This is a genomic window from Streptomyces lydicus (assembly GCF_004125265.1).
Classification (GTDB): Bacteria; Actinomycetota; Actinomycetes; order Streptomycetales; family Streptomycetaceae; genus Streptomyces; species Streptomyces lydicus_C.
Window position 1 is genome coordinate 2,982,301 of the sequence record NZ_RDTE01000003.1, and the last position, 20,172, is coordinate 3,002,472.

The window sequence follows — 20,172 nt, forward strand, 5'->3', positions numbered from 1 at the left end:
GAGCCTATCGGCCTTGTGGGGGAGGCCGGTCGGCGGTCTCGCCGAGCAGGATGCGTTCGAGTCCGGCGCGGCCGGGCAGCCGGGCGGGGCGGACCACCTCGCCGCTGCGGACGTAGAGGAAGGCGGCGCCGACGGCGGACGGCTCCAGGCCGTACCGCTCGGCCCAGGCGAGGCGGTAGACGGCCAGCTGGAGCGGGTCGGCGCTGTGGGCGCGGCCGGTCTTCCAGTCGACGATCTCGAAGCGGTCGCCGTCGGGGCCGGGCTCTTTGTAGACGGCGTCGATCCGGCCTCGGATGACCCGCCCCGCGAGGGTGAGCTGGAAGGGGGCTTCGACGCGGAAGGGGGTGCGGTGGGCGTAGGGAGTGCGGGCGAAGGCTTCCTTGAGGGCTTCGAGGTCGTGTTCGTCGACGATTGCGGCTTCCTCGCCCGCTTCGGCGCCGGGCAGCTCGTCGGGGCCGAGCAGGGGCAGTGTCAGCTCTTCGAAGCGGGACTCGACCCAGGCGTGGAAGCGGGTGCCCCGGCGGGTGCCGGGCTGCGGCGGGCGCGGCATGGGGCGGGCCAGTTCGCGGGCGAAGCCGTCGGGGTCGGCGGCGAGGCGGAGCAGCTGGGTGGCGCTGAGTGCGGAGGGCAGGGGGACGTCGCGGACGGTGGCGCGGGAGCGGCGCAGTTCGGCGGCGAGGGCGTCCAGATCGCGGTCCCAGGAGCCGACGGTGCGCCGCTCCTCGGGGAGGAGGGTGTGCGGCGCGGCGTCGCCGGGGTGGGGGGTGCCGGGGCCGGTGGGTGCCGTGAGGTCGGGCTCGGTGGAGCGCTGGGCGCCGATGCGGGCATGGAGCGGGGCCGCCGGGCCGGCCTCGGGGGTGTCCTGCGGCGGGGTGTTGTCGACGGGGCCGGCGGCCGGGTGGACGGAGGGCGGGGCGTCGTCGTCGGACGGGTGCTGGCGGGGCACGTCGTACGGCGGGGCGTCGTCGAGCGGACCGGGGCCGGCTTCGTCGAACGGGTCGGCCTCGTCGAACGGGTCGTCCGGCATGTCGTACCGCTCGGACTCGGGCCCGGCGAAGGGGTCGACCTCCGACCCGGCGAACGGGTCGGCGTCCGGCATGTCGTTGTCGTACGGCCCGGCTTCGGGCGCCTCGAACGGATCGGCGTCCCAGGGATCATCGGCCGGTGGCGGCGGCCAGTCGGGGTCGTGGGCGGACAGGGACGGCGGGGCCGCGGCGAAGGCGGCGGTCTCCTCCCCCGTACGGCGCTCCAGATGGGCGCGGACCGTGGCCGCGGCGGCGCGGCGGCGGGCCGTGGCGGTGGGGTCGAGGGGCAGTGGCCAGGCCTGTTCCATGGCGGCCTCGGAGAGGGCGGGGTTCTCCTCGCCGTCCTCGGGGGCATCGGCCCAGTGCTCGATCTCGCCGTGTCCCGCCTCGCAGTGCTCGCGCAGCGCCTCCAGGAAGGCGGAGGGGCCGCGCGGCCGCTTCTGCTGGGGGCCCCACCAGTGACCGGAGCCGAGCAGCAGCGAGCGGGGGCGGGTGAAGGTGACGTAGCCGAGGCGGAGTTCTTCGGTCTCCTGGTGCTGCTTCATCGCCTCCTTGAAGGATTTCAGGCCGCGGGCGGTCCATTCCCCGACGTCGGGGAGGGTGGCGGCGTCGCCGCGCAGGGCGTGCGGGAGGACCTTGGACCGGCTGGTCCAGGACTCGCGGGCCTGTTCGCTGGGGAACTGCTTGGCGACCAGGCCGGGGACGGCGACCACATCCCATTCCAGGCCCTTGGACTTGTGGGCGGTCAGGACCTTGATGGTGTTGTCGCCGCCGGGAAGGGAGCTGTCCAGGCCCTTTTCGTGCTGGACGGCGGTGCGCAGGAAGCCCAGGAAGGCGAGCAGGGTGGCGTCACCGTCGAGGGATTCGCCGCCTTGTTTGGCCGCGAATCCGGCCGCGATGTCGAGGAAGGTGCCGAGTGTTTCGCGGCGGCGCGCGGCGAGGGCGTGCGGTGACGCGGAGAGCTCGACTTCCAGGCCGGTGGCGGCGAGCACCCGGTGGAGCACGTCCATGAGGGGGTCGCCGAGGGAGCGGCGCAGGTCGCGCAGTTCGGTGGCCAGGTAGGCGAAGCGCACCCGGGCCTCGGGGGAGAACGGGAGTCCGTCGTCGGGCCCTTCGGCCTCCAGGAAGGTGTCGAGGGCGTCGGCGAGCGAGATGGTCTCGGCCGGGTCGACGCCTTCGACGGCCTCGGCGAGGCGCTGTCCGGGGTCGTCGGAGGGGGCGGTGTGGTGGACGAGGGTGCGGGCGCGGCGGCCCAGGAGCGCCAGGTCGCGGGGGCCGATCCGCCAGCGCGGGCCGATGAGCAGGCGGACCAGGGCGGCGTTGGCCGTGGGGTCCTGGAGCACTTCGCAGACGGCGACGAGGTCGGCGATCTCGGGCAGGTGCAGCAGCCCGGAGAGGCCGACGACCTCCACGGGGAGGTCCCGGGCGACCAGTTCGCCCTGGATGCGGGCGAAATCCCCGGCGGTGCGGCACAGCACGGCGATCTCGCCGGGCGGGGTGCCGGTGCGGACGAGGTGGGCGAGGGAGTCGGCGAGCCAGCCGAGCTCTTCGGCGTGGGTCGGCAGCAGGGCGCAGCGGACGGTGCCGTCGCGCTCGGCGCCGGGGGCGGGGCGCAGCGCTTCGACGCCTTCGTGCATCCGGCGCAGTGGTGCGGCGAGGCCGTTGGCGAGGTCGAGGAGGCGGCCGCCGCTGCGGCGGTTCTCGCTGAGGGCGTAGCGGCGGGCGGGGGTGCCGTCCTGGAAGGGGAAGTGGACGGGGAAGTCGTCGAGGTTGGCCACGGAGGCACCGCGCCAGCCGTAGATGGCCTGGCAGGGGTCGCCGACGGCGGTGACGGCATGCCCGGTGACGGTGTCGCTGCCGGCACCGAAGAGGCCGGACAGCAGCAGCCGTTGGGCGACGGAGGTGTCCTGGTACTCGTCGAGCAGGACGACGCGGAATTCGTCGCGCAGGATCCGGCCGACTTCGGGGCGGGTGGTGGCGAGGGTGGCGCAGTGGGCGATCTGGTCGCCGAAGTCGAGGAGGTCGCGGCGGCGCTTCTCGGCCCGGTAGGCGGTCACGAGGTCGAGCAGTTCCAGGCGGCCGCGGGCGGTTTCGGGGGCTTTGCGCAGGTCGGCGTTGGTGAGTTTCACGTCGTCGAGGGCGGCCAGGAGCTCGGTGTCGTAGGTGCGGAGCGCGGCGGGGTCCACGAGGTGTTCGGCGAGCTCGGCGTCCAGGGCGAGCAGGTCCTCCACGAGGGAGGGCAGGGAGGTGGTGAGCGCGGGGTAGGGGCCGGGGGCGGCACGGAGCGTACGGGCGGCGAGCTGGAAGCGGGTGGCGTCGGCGAGGAGCCGGGCGCTGGGCTCCAGGCCGATGCGCAGGCCGTGGTCCTTGAGGAGCTGGCCGGCGAACGCGTGATAGGTGGAGATCCGCGGCTCTCCGGTGGGCTGATCGGCCAGCTGCCCGTCGGGCCGGCCGGTGGCGGCGCCGGCATCGGGCGGGGGCGCGTCGGGGTCGGTGACACCGGCGGCGAGGAGCGCGGCCCTGACGCGTTCGGCGAGCTCGCCGGCGGCCTTGTTCGTGAACGTCAGCCCGAGGACCTGGTCGGGGGCGACCTGGCCGGTGCCGACCAGCCACACCACGCGCGCGGCCATCACCGTGGTCTTGCCGGAACCGGCTCCGGCCACGATGACCTGCGGGGCGGGCGGGGCGGTGATGCACTCCGTCTGCTCCGGCGTGAACGGGATGCCGAGAAGCTCCTTGAGCTGCTCGGGGTCGGTGAGGCGAGCTGACACAACGAAAACCGTAACGGGCACCACTGACAATCCCCTGCGGTGGGCTTGCTTCCCACGTTGCCGGCTGTCCCGCCGTGGGGGTTTGCCGCCGTGGCGCCTGGCGGCGGGCCGGGTCCGCTGCGCGGGGCTGTGGGTGCGGTGACGGACCTCCGGGGCAGGGTGTCTGGACTGCTTCGCTTTACGCTCCGCTGCGCTCCGCCTTTGCTCTTTCTCGGAGCCTTCGGAAGCAAAGCCCACACACCAGGCCCCTCCGGCCCGTCCCCTCCCGTGGGGGGAGAGGTGAAGGACAGTGGGGGTGCACGTAAATGATCACGCGCACCCCCACCCACGTTCTTCCACCCGCTCACGGGAGGGGCCGCGCCGCAGGACGAAGTCCGGAGGAGCGGCACCGCACCCGACAACCCACGCCCGCCGCAGGCGGAACGGCGAGAAGCCCCACGGCGGGACGGCCGACAACGTGGGAAACAAGGCAAGCGCAGCGGACCCCTCACTCCACGACATGCCGCCCCTCCGGCTGCGCGCTGCACGACGCGCGGAACGTGCAGTGGGTGCAGTGCGTGCCGGTGGTCGGTGTGAACCGCTCCTCCAGTACGCGGCCCGCCGCGGTGGCGAGCAGTTCGCCGATCCACTCCCCGCCGGCCTCCGCGCTGCCCGCCGCACCGGCCTCCGGACCGGCCTCCGGGGAGCCTCCCCCCTCCAGCGGCTGCTGTGCCTGGACGGCGGGCAGCGCGTCGCCGCCTTCCTTCTGGGCCGCGCCCAGCCGCAGGTGCACCAGTTCCGCGCCGCCCAGCCGCGGTGTGCGGCCGTCGAAGGCGTCGTCGACGGCGCCCTCGCGCACCGCGAGCTGGTAGACGGCGAGCTGGGGGTGGCGGGCGACCTCGGGGCCGGTCGGTTTCTGTTTGCCGGTCTTGAAGTCGACGACGTACGCGCGGCCCTGCGCGTCCCGGGAGACGTGGTCCATGCTGCCGCGGATGCGGACCTCGTAGGCGCCGGCCCGCAGGGTGAGGTCGAAGCCGTGCTCGGTGGCGGCAGTCTCCCGGCCATGGGTCTCGCGTTCCATGACGTGCCAGCGCAGGAAGCGCTCCAGGGCGGCGCGGGCGGACTCCTTCTCCTGGCGTGACTTCCAGGGGGCGTCGAAGGCGAGGGAGTCCCATACGGAGTCCAGGCGCTCCATCAGCACGGACAGGTCGGCGGGGGTACGGCCGGAGGCGACCTCGTCGGCGAGTACGTGCACCACGTTGCCGAAGCCCTGGGCGGCGGTGGCGGGGGTGTCCGCCTTGACCTCGCGGCCCAGGAACCACTGGAGGGAGCAGGTGTTGGCGAGCTGGTCGAGAGCGCTGCCGGAGAGGACGACGGGACGGTCCCGGTCGCGGAGTGGGACCGTGCTGTGGGTGGGTTCGTACAGGCCCCACCAGTTGTCGGGGTGCGCGGCCGGTACCAGGGGGTGCTGATCGTCGTCGTGCAGGGCGGCGAGTTTCGCGAGGCGCTGGGCGGCGGCCTCGCGCAGCGCGGGGGTGGCGTCCGGGTCGACGGTGGTGGCGCGCAGTTCGGCGACGAGCGCGGCCACCGAAAGGGGGCGCCGGGGGCGGCCGGTGACGTCCTGGGGGGTGACGCCCAGTTCGGTCAGGAAACGGGAGGGCTGGTCACCGTCGTCGGCTGCGGCCTTCACCGCGGTGACGACCAGGCGTTCGCGGGCGCGGGTGGCGGCGACGTAGAACAGCCGGCGTTCCTCGGCGAGCAGCGCGCCCGGGGTGAGCGGTTCGGCCAGGCCGTCGCGGCCGATCCGGTCGGCTTCCAGGAGCGAACCGCGGCGGCGCAGGTCGGGCCAGAGGCCTTCCTGCACTCCGGCGACGACGACGAGCCGCCATTCCAGGCCCTTGGCGCGGTGCGCGGTCATCAGGCGTACGGCGTCGGGGCGCACCGCTCGCCGGGTGAGGGTGTCGGCGGCGATGTCCTGGGCGTCGAGTTCTTCCAGGAAGTTGAGTGCACCGCGGCCGCCGGTGCGCTCCTCGGCGCGGGCGGCGGTCTCGAAGAGGGCGACGACGGCGTCCAGGTCCCGGTCGGCGTTGCGCCCGGCGGCGGCGCCGCGGTGGGCGGCCCGCTCCAGGCGCTGCGGCCAGGGGGTGCCGTTCCACAGCTCCCACAGTGCCTGTTCGGCGGTGCCGCCGCCGGCCAGCAGTTCGCGGGCCTTGCGCAGCAGCAGCCCGAGCCGCTGGGCGCCGCGGGCGTAGGCGGGGTCGTGTGCCACCAGGCGCTGCGGTTCGGCGAGCGCCCGGGCGATCAGCTCGTCGGAGGGCCGCGGCAGGGCCTGCCCGGCGGCCCGTTCCTCCTCGCGCAGGGCGCGGCCCAGCCGTCGGAGGTCGGCGGAGTCCATGCCGCCCAGAGGGGAGGTCAGCAGGTCGAGGGCGGTTTCGGCATCGAGGGCGGGGCGGGCGGTGTCGTCGGGAGCGTCGGGAGCGGCCTCGACGGACGGGGCGTCTCCGGGGGCGGCCGTACCGGAGGGGATGTCTCCGGGGACGGCCTCACCGACGGCGCCCGCGACGGATCCCGTTTCGCCGGGACCGCCGGGACCACCAGGACCACCAGGACCGCCGGGACCACCAGGACCACCAGGACCGCCGGGACCGCCGGGACCGCCAGGACCACCAGGATCGCCGGGATCGCCGGGATCGCCGGGACCGCCGGGATCGCCACGACCGCCCGGACCTGCCCCGTCCATCCCGGCCTCGCCCGAACCCGCCCCCTGCGCCCCGTCCCCGCCCGACCCGGCCCACGCCGGACCCTGCCCCAGCGCAGCCCGCGCCGCCGCCCGTAGCGCCGTCAGCAGAGGAGCGACCGCGGGTTCGTGGCGCAGCGGCAGATCGTCGCCGTCGATGTCCAGGGGTACCCCGGCCGAGGTGAGCGCACGGCGTACCGCCGGGAGCGAGCGCCCCCCGGCGCGTACCAGGACGGCCATCTCGCGCCAGGGCACGCCGTCTTCCAGGTGGGCGCGGCGAAGGATGTCGGCGATGTTGTCGAGTTCGCCGCCGGGTGTCGGGTACGTGTACACCTCGACGCGGCCGCCGTCCCGTACGGGCACCGGTTCTCGGTGGGCGCGTACCGTCCGGGCCGGCAGGCGGGTGAGCGGCATCCGGCGGGTCAGCAGCCGGGTGGCCGCGAGCAGGGTGGCGCCGGAGCGACGGGAGGTGCCGAGCACGGCCACCGGGGCGGGGGTGCCGTCCCCGCGGCGGAAGGTCTCGGGGAATTCGAGGATGCCGCCCACGTCGGCGCCCCGGAAGGCGTAGATCGACTGGTCGGGGTCGCCGAAGGCGACGAGCGTGCGCCCCGGGGAGCCCGGCGCCCCCGTCGCTCCGTGGTTGCCGGCGAGCGCGCGCAGCAGCCGTACCTGGGCGACGTCGGTGTCCTGGTACTCGTCGACGTAGACCGCATCATAGGAGGCGGCCAGGTGCGCCGCGACATCGGTGCGTTCGGCGAGCAGCACCGCGCGGTGCACCAGCTCGGCGTAGTCCAGTACGCCCTGGGCGTCCAGCACGTCGAGGTATTCGGCGAGGAAGCCGGCTGCGGCGCTCCAGTCGGGGCGGCCGGTGCGCCGGGCGAAGGCGCCCAGGGCATCCGGGCCCAGGCCCAGTTCGCGGCTGCGGGCGAGCACCGCACGGACCTCGTCGGCGAAGCCGCGGGTGGTCAGGCAGGCCCGCAGCTCGTCCGGCCAGCGCACCGCCGCACGGCCGGCGCCGGCCAGTTCCGCCTGCCCGGCCAGGAGCTCGCGGACGACGAGATCCTGCTCGGGTCCGGACAGCAGCCGCACCGGGTCGGCGAAGAGGTCGGCGTCCTGGTGGGCGCGGACCAGGGCGTAGCAGAAGGAGTGGAAGGTCGTCGCCTGCGGGATGCCCGCCCGTGGTCCGCCGCCCGCCGGGCCGCGCGGCCCTTCGGACTGTCCCTCCAGGTCGGCCAGGCGGGCCGCGAGCCGGTCGCGGAGTTCGACGGCGGCCTTGCGGCTGAAGGTCAGCACGAGGATCCGCTCGGGGTCGCCGCCGGCCCGCACCCGGCGGGCCACCGACTCCACCAGGGTCGTGGTCTTGCCGGTGCCCGGTCCGGCCAGTACCAGCAGCGGCCCGTGCCGGTGGTCAACCACGGCGCGCTGGGCTGCGTCCAACGCAGGAGGAGTCACCCGCCCCGGCGGGGTGCGCACCAGCCGGTACGTGCCTGCGGCCCCCCGCGGCGCCACCCGGTGGGGCTGCGCCGGCGGGGTGGCCGGGAAGGCCGAGAAGGAGGAACTCACGTGGATTCGCCGGTCCTGAGGAGGTGCTGGTCGTGGTGCGTGCGTGGTGCGCGGCGCCGCGGGCCGCCGGTCAGGGGTGGTCCGGCTGCACGGCGCGTGGCGGAGCCGTCGTCGTGACGGCAGTGCCCGACGCTACGCCAGGTCGCGCCCGGGCGGCCGCAGTGCCTCCCACGGCCCGTCGCGCGATGCCGCCGGCGCTACGGAGCCGCGTCCGCGCCGCCCTCCGCCTCGTCCTTGGCGCCGCCGTCCTGGCGCCCGTCCCAGCGGGCCCGCCGCATGTCGAGCCGCGGTATGTGGTCCTCGGCGGCGCGCGGTGCCGTACGCAGGGGGGTGCCCTCGTCGCGGTAGTGCCCCAGGGCGCGCAGTTCACTGCCGGGCAGCAGCCGGCCGTCCGCGCGCACCACCCGCCACCAGGGCACGGCGCCGCCGTAGAGGGCCATCACCCGCCCCACCTGCCGCGGGCCGCCCACCCGTCGCCCGCCACCGCCCTTCGCCGGAAGCCCTTCGGGCTGCTCCTCGCCCTGCAACCACTCCGCGACATCGCCGTACGTCATCACCCGGCCCGCCGGGATCAGCTCGGCAACGGCCAGGACCCGTTCCGCGTACTCCGGAAGGTCAGGACACGCCGGACCTCCCGGGCCTCCCGCCCTTTCCGGCCCTTCCGGCTCTTCCGGTCCTTCCGGTTCTGCGGGGAATTCACCCGCCGCCTCATCTCCGGTCCCACTCATTCGGTCCATCCTGCCGCACGGCACCGACAATGGGAGGGGACACACGGTCCGGCGCCTTCGGGAGGTCGGCGGCACGGCGCGTCCGCCCCGGTAAGGGGAGGGCGTCCCGCTTCCCGCACCCCCGAAATGCACCCTGATGCCCCCCTCCACCGGTCGGCCGTGCCACCATCTTCCGGATGGTGACTGGTGATACGAGATCAAGAAGAGACAGCCGAGCAGCAGGGTGCGGCGCCTCCACGGGAGGCGGGCACCCCTGAGGCCCTGGCCGTCGACGCCGCAGGCACCGCGTCCGTACCGGCCGCACCGACCGAGCGGCCGGAACGGCGGCAGGCGGCGCCACAGGGGACGCACCAACGGAGGCCGGGCACGGCCTCCGCTACCGAAAAGGCGAGCACGATCGAGAAGGCCGAACGACCCGGGGCCTCCGAGAGGCCGGAAGAGCCCAAGGAGCCCGAGCCAACCGAGCGGCACGAGGAGGAGCACAGCAGCAAGGAGGAGCACAGCGGCGAGGAGCGGGCCGCCGAGGAGCCCGGGCAGGGGCAGGACGGACCGGCCGCGCGCGAGCAGCGCGAAGAGCCGGAGTCCGGCACGCCTGGCGGCACGCCCCGGGACACGCCCCGTACGGCTGTGGACCGGCCCCACACGGGCTCGCACCGTTCCGACCTGAGCTCCGACGAGTACGGCGAGTTCCACGTCGACCGGGTCTCCGGCGACGAGCCGCTGCTGCCCGCCCGGGTGCACCGCCCCGCCGACCTGCTGCGGCTGCTGCTCGGCATCGCCGGGATCGCCCTCGTCCTGGGGCTCGCCACCTTCGCCCACGGCACCACCCAGGGCCTGGCGCGGGACATCGGCACCGGCGCGAAGGCGGCGCCCCCGCTGCTGATCAACCTGGCGGGGCTGACCTCCAGCGTCGCGGTGCTGATCGTGCCGGTGGCGTTCGCCGTGGAGCGGCTGATCAAGCGCGACGGGCTGCGGATCGCGGACGGCGTGCTGGCCGCCGTCCTCGCCCACGGGGTGTCGCTGGCCGCCGATCTGTGGGTGGCCGATGCCGCACCCGTCTCCATCCGGGACGCGCTGACCCAGCCCCTGGAGAACGGTTCGCTCTCCGCTCCGGTGCACAGCTATCTGGCACCGGTGATCGCCTATATGACGGCGGTGGGCATGTCCCGGCGGCCCCGCTGGCGGGTCGCGATGTGGTGCGTGCTGCTGCTGGACGCGTTCGCGGTGCTGGTCGGGCGGTACACCACCCCGTTCGCGATCATCACGACCGTGCTGATCGGCTGGACCGTCGCCTACGGCACCCTCTACGCGGTCGGCTCCCCCAATGTCCGCCCCACCGGCCAGAACCTCCTCGCGGGGCTGCGCCGCGTCGGCTTCCACCCGGTCTCCGCGCTGCGGGCGGAGGACGCCGGCACCACCGACCACCCCGACCGCGGCCGCCGCTACCTCGTCACGCTGGAGGACGGGCCGCCGATCGATGTCACCGTCGTCGACCGCGAGCAGCAGGCGCACGGCTTCTTCTACCGCGTGTGGCGCCGGCTCTCGCTGCGCGGCATCAACCAGCGCCGCAGTCTGCAGTCGCTGCGCCAGGCGCTGGAGCAGGAGGCGCTGCTGGCCTATGCGGCCATCGCGGCCGGCGCCCACGCACCCAAGCTGATCGCCACCTCCGAGCTCGGCCCGGACGCGGTGATGCTGGTCTACGAGCACATCGGCGGCCGCACCTTCGACTCCCTGGCCGACGAGGAGATCACCGACGCGCTGATGCACAGCGCGTGGCGGCAGGTCGAGGCGCTGCAGTCGCGGCGGATCGCGCACCGGCGGCTGGTCGGGGACGCGCTGCTGATGGATCGTTCCGGCACCATCGTCCTGACCGAGCTGCGCGGCGGCGAGATCGCGGCCGGTGACCTCGTGCTGCGGATGGACATCGCCCAGCTGCTGGCCACCTGCGGTCTGCGGGTCGGCGCCGAGCGCGCGGTGGCCGCGGCAGTCGAGGTGCTGGGCCCGGACGCGGTCGCCGACAGCCTGCCGCTGCTGCAGCCGATCGCGCTGAGCCGCACCACCCGCGCGACGCTGCACCAGCGCGCCCGCGAGCGCGCCAAGCGGGAGCGCGAGGCGGTGCTGGAGGCGTCCCAGGCGGCCAAGGAGGCGCGGGAGGCCCGTGAGGCGGAGGGGCCCAAGGACCGCAAGACGATGCGGGCCGAGCGGCATGCGGAGAAGACCGCCGAGAAGCGGGCCCTGGACGAGGCCTCGGAGGAGGCCCGCGAGGAGGACCTGCTCGCCCAGATCCGCCGGCAGGTGCTGCTGATCCGTCCGACGGCGGTGATCGAACCCGCCAAGCTGGAGCGGCTCAGCCCGCGCAAACTGATCACCTGGATCGCCGGCGCCTTCGCGGTGTACCTGCTGTTGTCCCAGCTCACCAACTTCAACCTGGGCGACATGGTCAACAAGGCGCAGTGGGAGTGGGTGCTGGTCGCGGCCTTCTTCTCGGCGCTGACGTACATCGCGGCGGCGATGAGCCTGCTGGGGTTCGTCACCGAGCGGGTGTCGTTCGTCCGGACGGTCATCGCGCAGATCGCGGGCAACTTCGTGAAGCTGGTGGCGCCCGCCGCGATCGGCGGAGTGGCGCTCAACACCCGCTTCCTGCAGCGCGCCGGGGTCCGGTCCGGGCTGGCGGTGGCGAGCGTCGGCGCGTCCCAGCTGTTCGGTCTGGGCAGCCATGTCCTGCTGCTGCTGGTCTTCGGCTACCTGACCGGCACCCAGGAGCAGACCCCGTCGATCTCGCCGTCCCGTACGGTCATCGCCGGGCTGCTGACCGTGGCCGTACTGGTCCTGATCGTCACGGCGGTGCCGGCGCTGCGGAAGTTCGTCTCGACCCGGGTGCGGTCGCTGTTCGCAGGGGTGGTCCCGCGGATGCTGGACATCCTGCAGCGGCCAGGGAAGCTGGTCACCGGCATCGGCGGGATGCTGCTGCTGACGGCGGCGAACGTGATGTGCCTGGACGCCTCGATCCGGGCGTTCGGCGGCGGTGACACGATCAGCTACGCGAGCATCGCGGTGGCCTTCCTGGCCGGTAACGCGCTGGGCTCGGCCGCGCCGACACCGGGCGGTGTGGGCGCCGTCGAGGGCGCGCTGATCGGTGCGCTGACGGTCTCCGGGCTCGCCGCCGATACGTCGTTCCCTGCGGTGCTGCTGTTCCGCCTGATGGTCTTCTGGCTGCCGGTGCTGCCGGGCTGGGTGGCCTTCAACTACCTCACCCACAAGGGCGAGATCTGAGCGGAAGCCGCCGCCGTGTACGGCCGGGCGACCCCGCCCGTACGCGCGGCGCAGCGCCACACGAAAGGCGCCGGTCCGTAGGGCACGGACCGGCGCCTTCGCGCTGGACGGGGCGGCCTTGCGGGAGCAGGTCCCGCCGAAGACCCGGAGGCCTGGCGGACCTGCCGGACCCGGCAGGCCTCGCAGGCCCGGAAGTCCTAGTAGACCGGCTTCTCCGGCTCGACGGTGTTGACCCAGCCGATGACGCCGCCGCCGACGTGCACGGCGTCGGCGAAGCCCGCGGACTTCAGTACGGCCAGGACCTCGGCGGAGCGGACGCCCGTCTTGCAGTGCAGGACGATCTTCCGGTCCTGCGGCAGATCCTGGAGGGCGGTGCCCATCAGGAACTCGTTCTTGGGGACCAGCTTGGCGCCGGGGATCGAGACGATCTCGAACTCGTTCGGCTCGCGGACGTCGATGATCTCGATCTTCTCGTCGCCGTCGATCCACTCCTTGAGCTGCCGGGGAGTGATCGTCGAGCCGGCCGCGGCCTCCTGGGCCTCCTCGGACACGACGCCGCAGAAGGCCTCGTAGTCGATGAGCTCGGTGACGGTCGGGTTCTCACCGCAGATGGCGCAGTCGGGGTCCTTGCGGACCTTGACCTGACGGTAGGTCATCTCCAGCGCGTCGTAGATCATCAGCCGGCCGACCAGCGGGTCGCCGATCCCGGCGAGCAGCTTGATGGCCTCGTTGACCTGGATCGAGCCGATGGAGGCGCACAGCACACCGAGGACGCCGCCCTCGGCGCAGGAGGGCACCATGCCCGGCGGCGGGGGCTCCGGGTACAGGCAGCGGTAGCAGGGGCCGTGCTCGCTCCAGAACACCGACGCCTGGCCGTCGAAGCGGTAGATCGAGCCCCAGACGTACGGCTTGTTCAGCAGCACGCAGGCGTCGTTGACCAGGTAGCGGGTGGCGAAGTTGTCGGTGCCGTCGACGATCAGGTCGTACTGGGCGAAGAGCTCCATGACGTTGGTGGAGTCGAGGCGCTCTTGGTGCAGGTTGACCGTGACGTACGGGTTGATGCCCAGGACGGTGTCCTTCGCGGACTCCGCCTTGGAGCGGCCGATGTCCGCCTGGCTGTGGATGATCTGACGCTGCAGGTTCGACTCGTCGACCTCGTCGAACTCCACGATGCCGAGCGTGCCCACGCCGGCCGCGGCCAGATACATCAGCGCGGGCGAGCCCAGGCCACCGGCGCCGACGCACAGCACCTTGGCGTTCTTCAGCCGCTTCTGCCCGTCCATCCCGACATCGGGGATGATCAGGTGGCGGGAGTACCTGCGGACCTCATCGACGGTGAGCTCGGAAGCGGGCTCGACCAGGGGTGGCAGCGACACGGGAACTCCGTTGGTCGGTCTTGATGGGGTTCCCCCGCACGGGCGGAGCCGAGAGTGGGGGAGCTTGCTCTCCCCGCAACACTGCCACGCCCTTCTTCATTCCGAGACACCTGTTCCGATGCGCGAGACGAATCCGTCCCAGTAACCGGGCAGTGACACCCAGGCGTCCGTGGGCGGACCGGCCGACGCCCCGGCGGCCCGGCGGCCGGTCAGATACGGCATGCGGCCTCCATCCAGATGTCGGCCAGGGACTCCTCCAGCCCGATCCGCGGACGCCAGCCGAGCCGGTCGCGGGCGGTGCGGACATCCGCCTGCTGCCAGGTGCCGCAGCCGTCCGGGTAGGGGTAGGTGGCGGGCGGCGAGCCGACCGGGTGCTCGGGGGACGGGCCGGGGATGACCAGGCGGGCCGGCGGGGAGTCGATCTCGTGCAGCGCGCCGCCGAAACCGGCGACCCGGGCGAGCACGGCCGCGGCCTCCCGCAGCCGTACGGCCCGGCCGGTCCCGATGTTGACGACGCCCTGCGCGGCGGACAGCGAGGCGGCGTGCACCGCCCGCGCGACATCGCGGACATCGACGAAGTCCCGCTGAACGCCGAGCCCGCCGAGCTTGAGCTCGTTGTCGCCGGACTGCATCGCGCGGCGCATCGCCTCGGCGAGCCGGCCCAGCGGTGAACCGGCCGGGGTGCCGGGGCCGACCGGCGAGAAGATCCGCAGCACGACGGCATCGAGGCCGGAGCCCAGGACCAGTTCGGTGGCGGCGAGTTTGCTGACGCCGTACGGCCCGCCGGGCCGCGGCACCGCGTCCTCGGCGGTGGAGGAGCCGGGCTGGGAGGGCCCGTACTCGGACGCGCAGCCCAGGTGGACGAGCCGGGCGCCGCAGCTGCTGCGGCGCAGCGATTCACAGATGGTGGCGACCGCGACGGTGTTGTGCCGGGTCAGCTCGCGGGCCCCGCCACGGGTGGCCCCCGCGCAGTTGACGACGACACCGGGGTGGACCGCGTCGAGGAAGCGGGTGAGCGCACCGGGGCTGCCGGTGGCCAGGTCGAAGCGGACGTCGGCGTCGTCGCCCCGCCCGAGGGCGGTGAGCTGGACGGCGGGGTCGGCGAGCAGGCGGTCGGCGACATAACGGCCCAGGTAGCCGTTGGCGCCGATGAGCAGCACCCTCATCGTGCGCCCCCCCGGTCCGCGTGGCGTGTGGTCGGCTGGACGTTCATATGTCGTGCTCCTAAAGCGGATCGAGGGAAGTGCGTCGGCTTCCGCGGAGTCGGCCTCCGCCCCGGAGGCGGGGGCCAGGTGGGGGGCGAGGTCCGCGGGTCAGGGGTCGAAGCGGCCGTTTCGGGGTGCCGCTCCGGCGGTGGTACGTGGTGGGGGTGCCCATGTGGGGGAACGGGGAGTCGGGGGACGGGGAGTCCGAGGACGAAGGACCGGACGAGGGACCAGGGGCCGGGGCGTCGGGCGCCGGGGTACGTACGGAGGATCACGGCCGGTGCGCCTCCGCCGGGCCGGAGGGTGCCGGCCAGTGTGCGCAGGCGCCGGTGAGCGCCCGCAGGCCGTGGACGAGGAGCCCGGCGGCGGCGGCCGTGCAGGCCACGGCGGGTACGGCGGCCGGTCCCACGGCGGTGGTGAGCGCTTCGACCGGTACGCCGAGCGGGGGCAGGCCGGGGAGCCGGGCGATGAGCACCAGGGACAGGGCGAGGGCTTCCAGGGCGGCGGCCGAGGCCAGGCCGGTCGCGGCCGCGTCGGGGAAGCCGTGCACGGCCAGCAGCCGGGCGAGGAAGAGCAGCACTCCCAGTGCGGCCGCCGCGGCCAGGGCCGTCGTGCCGTCGCTCCCGAAGACGGCGTCCGCACCGAGGAGCAGGGCCACCAGCGCGCCGAGGAAGAGCAGGGTGGCGGCGAGCAGCAACGGCCGGACGCGGGCGGCGAGTTCTCCGAGGCCGCGGCTGGCGGCCACGCCGCGCCGCCCGCGCGCCGCGAACCAGCGGGCGCAGCCGGCCGCGGGGGCGAGGGCGAAGGCCAGGGCCACGGCGGTGGCGACGGCGGCCCGGGGCGTGCTGCCGGGCAGGTCGGGGCCGCCGGCCAGTAGCTGTCCGAGCAGCCAGTCGCCGTAGACGGCGTATCCGGCCGTCCAGCAGACCCACAGGCCGGCGGTCCACGATCCGGCGCCCCGGTGGCGCAGTCGCAGCGGCCCGGACCGGACGGCCAGCCGGACGGCGAGGGCGACCAGCGCACCGCCCGCCGCGCCGACACCGGTGCGTACGGCGGGAGTCGCCGTACCGGCCGAGGCGAGGGCGGCGACCGCCGCGACGCAGACGGCGCCGGGCAGCAGCTGCAGCACCACGCGCACGCCGCGCGAACCCCGGGCGGGGACGGGGACGGGCAGGTGAGGCTGCTCGTCCGGCCGGGCGTCCGGGGCCTCGGCGCGGGGCACCCGGGCGTAGAGCTCTTCGGCCAGTGAGAAGACGTCGCGGTGGCGGAAGCGTGCGGCCGTCCGGTCGGTGACGCCGTGCGCCTCCAGGCCGGCGGCGATCTCCAGCGCGTCGACGGCGCGTGCGCACAGCTCCTGGTGGCGGTGCATCAGGGACCGAACGGGGTCGGCGGGGCCGCGGCGCGGGGGGCGTGCGGCGGTCTCCTTGCCGGGCGGCGGGGTGCGGGTGGGGTTCCCGCTGGGATTCCCGTTCGTGTCCGGACGGGTGGTGCTCCCGTCCGTGTGTGCCGTGGCCGACGCGCTGCGGGCGGCGTCCCCGTCCGCCGTGGCCGCCGCGGCGGGGGTGGCGCCGGTGTCGGGTGTGGTCACCGCCCGTCCCCTCTCCCGCGGGCCGCCGCCGCACAGCCGTCCCGGCCGGGGCGAGGGTCTGGCATACGCCGGCGGACCCGGCCGGCCCGGTCGTCGGGGGCGGCGTGGCCGGCATACACCGGGCGGCCGGGACGGCGGTCGCGCCGGAGACCGTGCCCAAGTCCGGGGCGGCTCCCGCCGTGCGCCACATCCGTCATGCCCGTCACCAGCGCCACACCCACCAGCCCCATCGCACACATCACGTCCAGCACAGCCGTCACCGTCACCACTGCTCTCTCTCCTTCGCTCTCTCCTTCGCTCCGGTCACGTCCGTCCGGTCGCCGGCCCCTCCCCATCTCACGGACCGTCTCACCCCTCGGACACCGGTCGCTCCCCCGCTCTCCGCACCGCCGCCGGCCGGCACCGGCGGCCCGGCGGTCCGCTCCTGCGCGGGGACGGCCCAGCTCGGCGTACGGCCGGCGGGAGCGGCGGCCGGGGTGGCCGACACGGCGTCCCTGGCGGCGGGCACGGCGGCGCGGGTGGCGGCACCGGTCGCGGCCCAGCGACCGGGGACATGGGACTCGGCGGGACGCGCGAAGGGCCGCGGTACACCCCGGGCGTCCCGTGCACCGCAGGCGGCCGGGCGGGCCGGGGCATGGGAGATCAGCTCCAGGTAGATGCCACGAAATGCCGCGACATTCTGCTCGACGGTGAACAGCTCCAGCGCCCGCGCCCGGGCCGCCGCGCCCAGCCTGGCCCTGCGGTCCGGGTCGCCGAGCAGCGCGGTGCAGGCCTCGGCGAGGGCACGGGGGTTACGGGGCGGAACCACCAGGCCGGTGCCGCCGATGACCTCACAGACCGCACCGGCGTCGGTCGACACCGTGGCGCGGCCGCAGAACATCGCCTCCACCAGGGAGCGCGGAAAACCCTCGATGACGCTGGAGAGCACCACCACGGCACCGGAGGCGTAGGCGTCCGCCAGGGTCGGCACCTCGGGGCTGCCGATCTCCTCGAAGCTGACCGGGCTCTCACCGACGCTGCGGGTGTCGGCCGCCTCGTCGGGGAAGAGCTGGGCGGCCAGCGCCCGGCAGTGCGCGAGATATCCGGGCGCCTGCGGGTCGCGGCCGGCGCCGCCGACGATCCGCAAGGTGGCCTCCGGTTCGGCCCTGCGGATCTCGGCGAAGGCGTGCAGCAGCGCGATGAGGTCCTTGGCGGGCTCGATGGTGCCGACCCACACCAGCGTCTTGGAGTCGTCCGCCGCCGCGTCCGCGACCGCGGCGAAGGGGGCGGCGTCCATGCCCGGGTGGACCGTACGCAGCCGGGCGCGGTCGGCGCCGCAGCGCTCCTGCCAGCGCCGGGCGTGGGTGTTGCCGGGGGTGATCAGCGCCGCCTGTGCATAGGTCTCGGCGGCCAGCGCGCCCTGGAAGGCGGCGAGCAGTGCGCGCACCGGCGCACTCAGCGGCGCGGCGGCGCGCGCGAGATAGTGCTCGCGCAGCCGTACGCCGTACTCGGTGACCAGCAGCGGGGTGGCGAAGAAGTGCTTGGCCAGCAGTCCGGGGAGGGCGGCGGCGCCGCCGGAGGTGGCATGGCAGAGGTCCACACCGCCGAGCCCGGGAGTGTGCCGGTCGCCGTACCAGTCCAGGGACAGCGGCCGCAGCGCGCGGGCGAGCCCGGCGGTGACCGCCAGCAGGTCGTTGACCTGCGCGCCCGGCGCGGCGGGCAGGGCGTGCGGCCCGTGGCAGGCGGCTTCCAGGAGGCGTACGGCGTCCTCGGAGCGCAGCAGCGCGGGCAGCCCCCGGTGTTCCCGGGCGAGTTCGGCGAGCCCGTAGAGACCGGCGGCGAAACGGTCCGCCTTACCGGTCACGAGGCCATCAGGGGCGTCACCCGGGACGGCGGGCGGATACCCGGCCGGGGCGCCCCCGGGGACGGCGCCCCGGGCAGGTACCACCGGGGTGGCCGGCGCTCCTCCTGGAGGCGCCGTGGCGAAGGCCGCCACGAGATCGCCGAAGCACTCGGCGAAGCGGCGGCGTTCGCGCCGTCCGGGGGTGCGGCCCCGGCGCGGCTCGCCGGACCGGCGGCGCCCGGCGGGAAAGCCGTCCCCCGGGGGCGCGCTGTGCACCAGCCGTACGTGGCGCGGCAGTTCGGGCCGTGGCGGCGCGTCCCGGCGGGGCTCGGCGCTCAGGGCGTAGACCTCGAAGTCATGGCCGGCGAGCCCGCGCACGAGCCGGTCGCACCACGCATGCGTCTCACCGGACGCATACGGATAACCACCTTCGGTGAGTAGTCCGATCCGCACGGGTGCACCCCCGTCCTCCCATATCAGCCACATCGGCGCCTGGCGCGCCGACCGCACGGCCGCCACCTGCGGGAAGAAGCTATGCAAAGGGCCGGTGGCGCGATGGACGGTTGTCCATCGCGCCACCGGAAGGGGTGAACACACGTAACTTTCCGCCCCTGAGGGCGTTTCGACGCGCTATGTGAGCGTCACGGGCCGCCGGCCGTAGTACCCGCCGCTGCGCCGTCCGCTCACTTCTGGGTGGGGAACGGCCAGGAGTTGGGCCGGCAGGTCGCGCCGTCCGTCGTCAGGAACTTCGTCTGCTGCATCATCACCGGGGCCAGTGCGCCCTGCCGGGAGCAGGCCTCGTGGTTGTGCCCGAGGCGGTGGCCGACCTCGTGATTGATCAGCATCTGGCGGTAGGCGAACATCTTGTCGTGGCCGTAGGTCTTGGCGCCCTGCGCCCAGCGGTAGGCGTTGATCATCACCCGGTCGGTCGCCGCCGAGTCACAGGAGACGTTCTCCTCGCCGGTGTCGAGACCGGACTTGGCGCACCACTTCGCCGTGGTCCCCGGGCTCGCCAGCGTGATCACGAAATCGGCGTCCCCGGAGGCCACCCGCTGGAAGGTCCGCTGCCCGCCGTGCGCCCAACTGCGGTCGTCGTTGAGGGTCTTGTGCACCGCCTCGGCGAACAGCTTGCCGTCCAGCGGCAGCCCCTCCTCGATGTCGACGCGGTAGCGCAGCACCTTGCCGTGGCCGGGCGCCTTGGCGTCGCCGCCGGTCGGCCGGAAGCGGCCGCTGCCCGTCAGCTGCGCGTCCAGCGGGAAGACCTGCGCCATCTGTTCGTCGTAACCGGCGGGCTTGGCGTCCTGGGTGGGCCGGGAATGCGACCGGGAGGCCTCGTCGCCGACCCCGTCGGTACGGTCGTTGCCGCTGCGCGTCTGCGGGTCGCCGCTGTCCTTGTGCTGTTCGGCGACCTGGCCCGCGATGACGACGGCGAGGACGGTGGTCACCGCGGCGGCCGCCGCACCGGTGAACGTCCGGCCCATGCCGCCCTTCTTGATGCCGTGCCGCGACTCCTCCACCGCGAAACCGTCGCCGTCGGCCGGGTCCCGGTCCGCCGGGCCGCCCGGCTCGCCGCCGTCCGCGCCGGATGCGGTCAGCGGGCCGGGCCCGCCGGCCTCGTCGCGCTCGAAGACCACCGACCGGCCCGTGAAGCGGCCGCCGGGGGGCATACCGGCCCCGCCGGCCCCGTGCGGACCGGACGCCGGCTGCGCCATCCCGGGCGCACCGGCCCGGAACACATCGTCGTCCGGGTCGTCCGCGCCGCCCCGGCCGCCCGGGAACGACCTGGCGTCGAAGGCATCCACGTAGTCGCGCCGCGGTCCCTGGCCGGTGCCGGGCGTGGCGACCGGCGGGACACCGGGCATCTCCGCGCGCGGCCGGGGAATCCTGGGCGCGCCCTGACCGGCGGCCACCGGCGACGACGGCGCCCCGGGGAACGCGCCCCAACCACCGCCCGGCTCACGCTGTTCGGGGTGTCCGCCGCGCACCGCATCACCGTCGAACGGTTCGCGTCTGCGGCGTCCGGAGCCCGGACCGGAGCCGGACGGGCCGTCTCCCGAGGGGGTGTTGCCGGGCGGACCTGCCGTCTCCGGGCTTTCCGCAGCGGT

11 protein-coding genes are annotated in these 20,172 nt (G+C 74.6%); 1 reads left to right on the forward strand and 10 read right to left on the reverse strand.

Features of this window, described 5'->3' with window-relative positions:
• Positions 1-4: 4 nt before the first annotated feature.
• The 3 genes from D9V36_RS15510 to D9V36_RS15520 all read right to left on the reverse strand — a co-directional run bounded on the left by D9V36_RS15510 (position 5) and on the right by D9V36_RS15520 (position 8,803).
• Entirely contained in the window at positions 5-3,796 is a 3,792-nt protein-coding gene (locus D9V36_RS15510; RefSeq protein ID WP_129294290.1) for an ATP-dependent DNA helicase, read from the reverse strand.
• Between the two features lie 487 nt (positions 3,797-4,283).
• On the reverse strand, positions 4,284-8,021 hold the full coding sequence (locus tag D9V36_RS15515; RefSeq protein ID WP_129298433.1) for an ATP-dependent DNA helicase: 3,738 nt from the start codon (positions 8,019-8,021) through the stop codon (positions 4,284-4,286).
• A 251-nt stretch (positions 8,022-8,272) separates the two neighbouring features.
• The gene (locus D9V36_RS15520) at positions 8,273-8,803 is read right to left on the reverse strand and encodes an MGMT family protein (protein ID WP_129294291.1); all 531 of its coding nucleotides are present in this window, start codon (positions 8,801-8,803) and stop codon (positions 8,273-8,275) included.
• A 186-nt stretch (positions 8,804-8,989) separates the two neighbouring features.
• Here D9V36_RS15520 and D9V36_RS15530 point away from each other — a divergent pair, with 186 nt between their 5' ends.
• On the forward strand, positions 8,990-12,076 hold the full coding sequence (locus tag D9V36_RS15530; RefSeq protein ID WP_206739673.1) for a lysylphosphatidylglycerol synthase transmembrane domain-containing protein: 3,087 nt from the start codon (positions 8,990-8,992) through the stop codon (positions 12,074-12,076).
• A gap of 197 nt (positions 12,077-12,273) precedes the next feature.
• Here the strand turns inward: D9V36_RS15530 and moeZ are convergent, their stop codons facing one another.
• The 7 genes from moeZ to D9V36_RS15565 all read right to left on the reverse strand — a co-directional run bounded on the left by moeZ (position 12,274) and on the right by D9V36_RS15565 (position 20,052).
• On the reverse strand, positions 12,274-13,452 hold the full coding sequence (gene moeZ, locus D9V36_RS15535; RefSeq protein WP_129294292.1) for an adenylyltransferase/sulfurtransferase MoeZ: 1,179 nt from the start codon (positions 13,450-13,452) through the stop codon (positions 12,274-12,276).
• Positions 13,453-13,548: 96 nt separating this feature from the next.
• Complete coding sequence (locus D9V36_RS42610) at positions 13,549-13,674, reverse strand: hypothetical protein (RefSeq protein ID WP_277753442.1); 126 nt, start codon at positions 13,672-13,674, stop codon at positions 13,549-13,551.
• A complete protein-coding gene (locus D9V36_RS15545; protein WP_129294293.1) occupies positions 13,662-14,618 on the reverse strand; it encodes an NAD-dependent epimerase/dehydratase family protein in 957 nt (318 codons plus the stop codon). Before D9V36_RS15545 ends, D9V36_RS42610 begins: the two co-directional genes overlap by 13 nt.
• A gap of 310 nt (positions 14,619-14,928) precedes the next feature.
• Positions 14,929-16,245 (reverse strand): hypothetical protein, encoded by a 1,317-nt coding sequence (locus D9V36_RS15550; protein WP_241720882.1) that lies wholly within the window; start codon positions 16,243-16,245, stop codon positions 14,929-14,931.
• Entirely contained in the window at positions 16,242-16,511 is a 270-nt protein-coding gene (locus D9V36_RS15555) for a hypothetical protein (protein WP_241720883.1), read from the reverse strand. Before D9V36_RS15555 ends, D9V36_RS15550 begins: the two co-directional genes overlap by 4 nt.
• The gene (locus tag D9V36_RS15560; protein ID WP_129298436.1) at positions 16,508-18,520 is read right to left on the reverse strand and encodes a DUF3492 domain-containing protein; all 2,013 of its coding nucleotides are present in this window, start codon (positions 18,518-18,520) and stop codon (positions 16,508-16,510) included. The genes D9V36_RS15555 and D9V36_RS15560 overlap by 4 nt, the downstream gene beginning before the upstream one ends.
• 230 nt (positions 18,521-18,750) lie before the next feature.
• Positions 18,751-20,052: a DUF3152 domain-containing protein gene (locus D9V36_RS15565; protein WP_129294294.1), complete on the reverse strand. Its 1,302-nt coding sequence runs from the start codon at positions 20,050-20,052 to the stop codon at positions 18,751-18,753.
• Positions 20,053-20,172 lie beyond the last annotated feature (120 nt).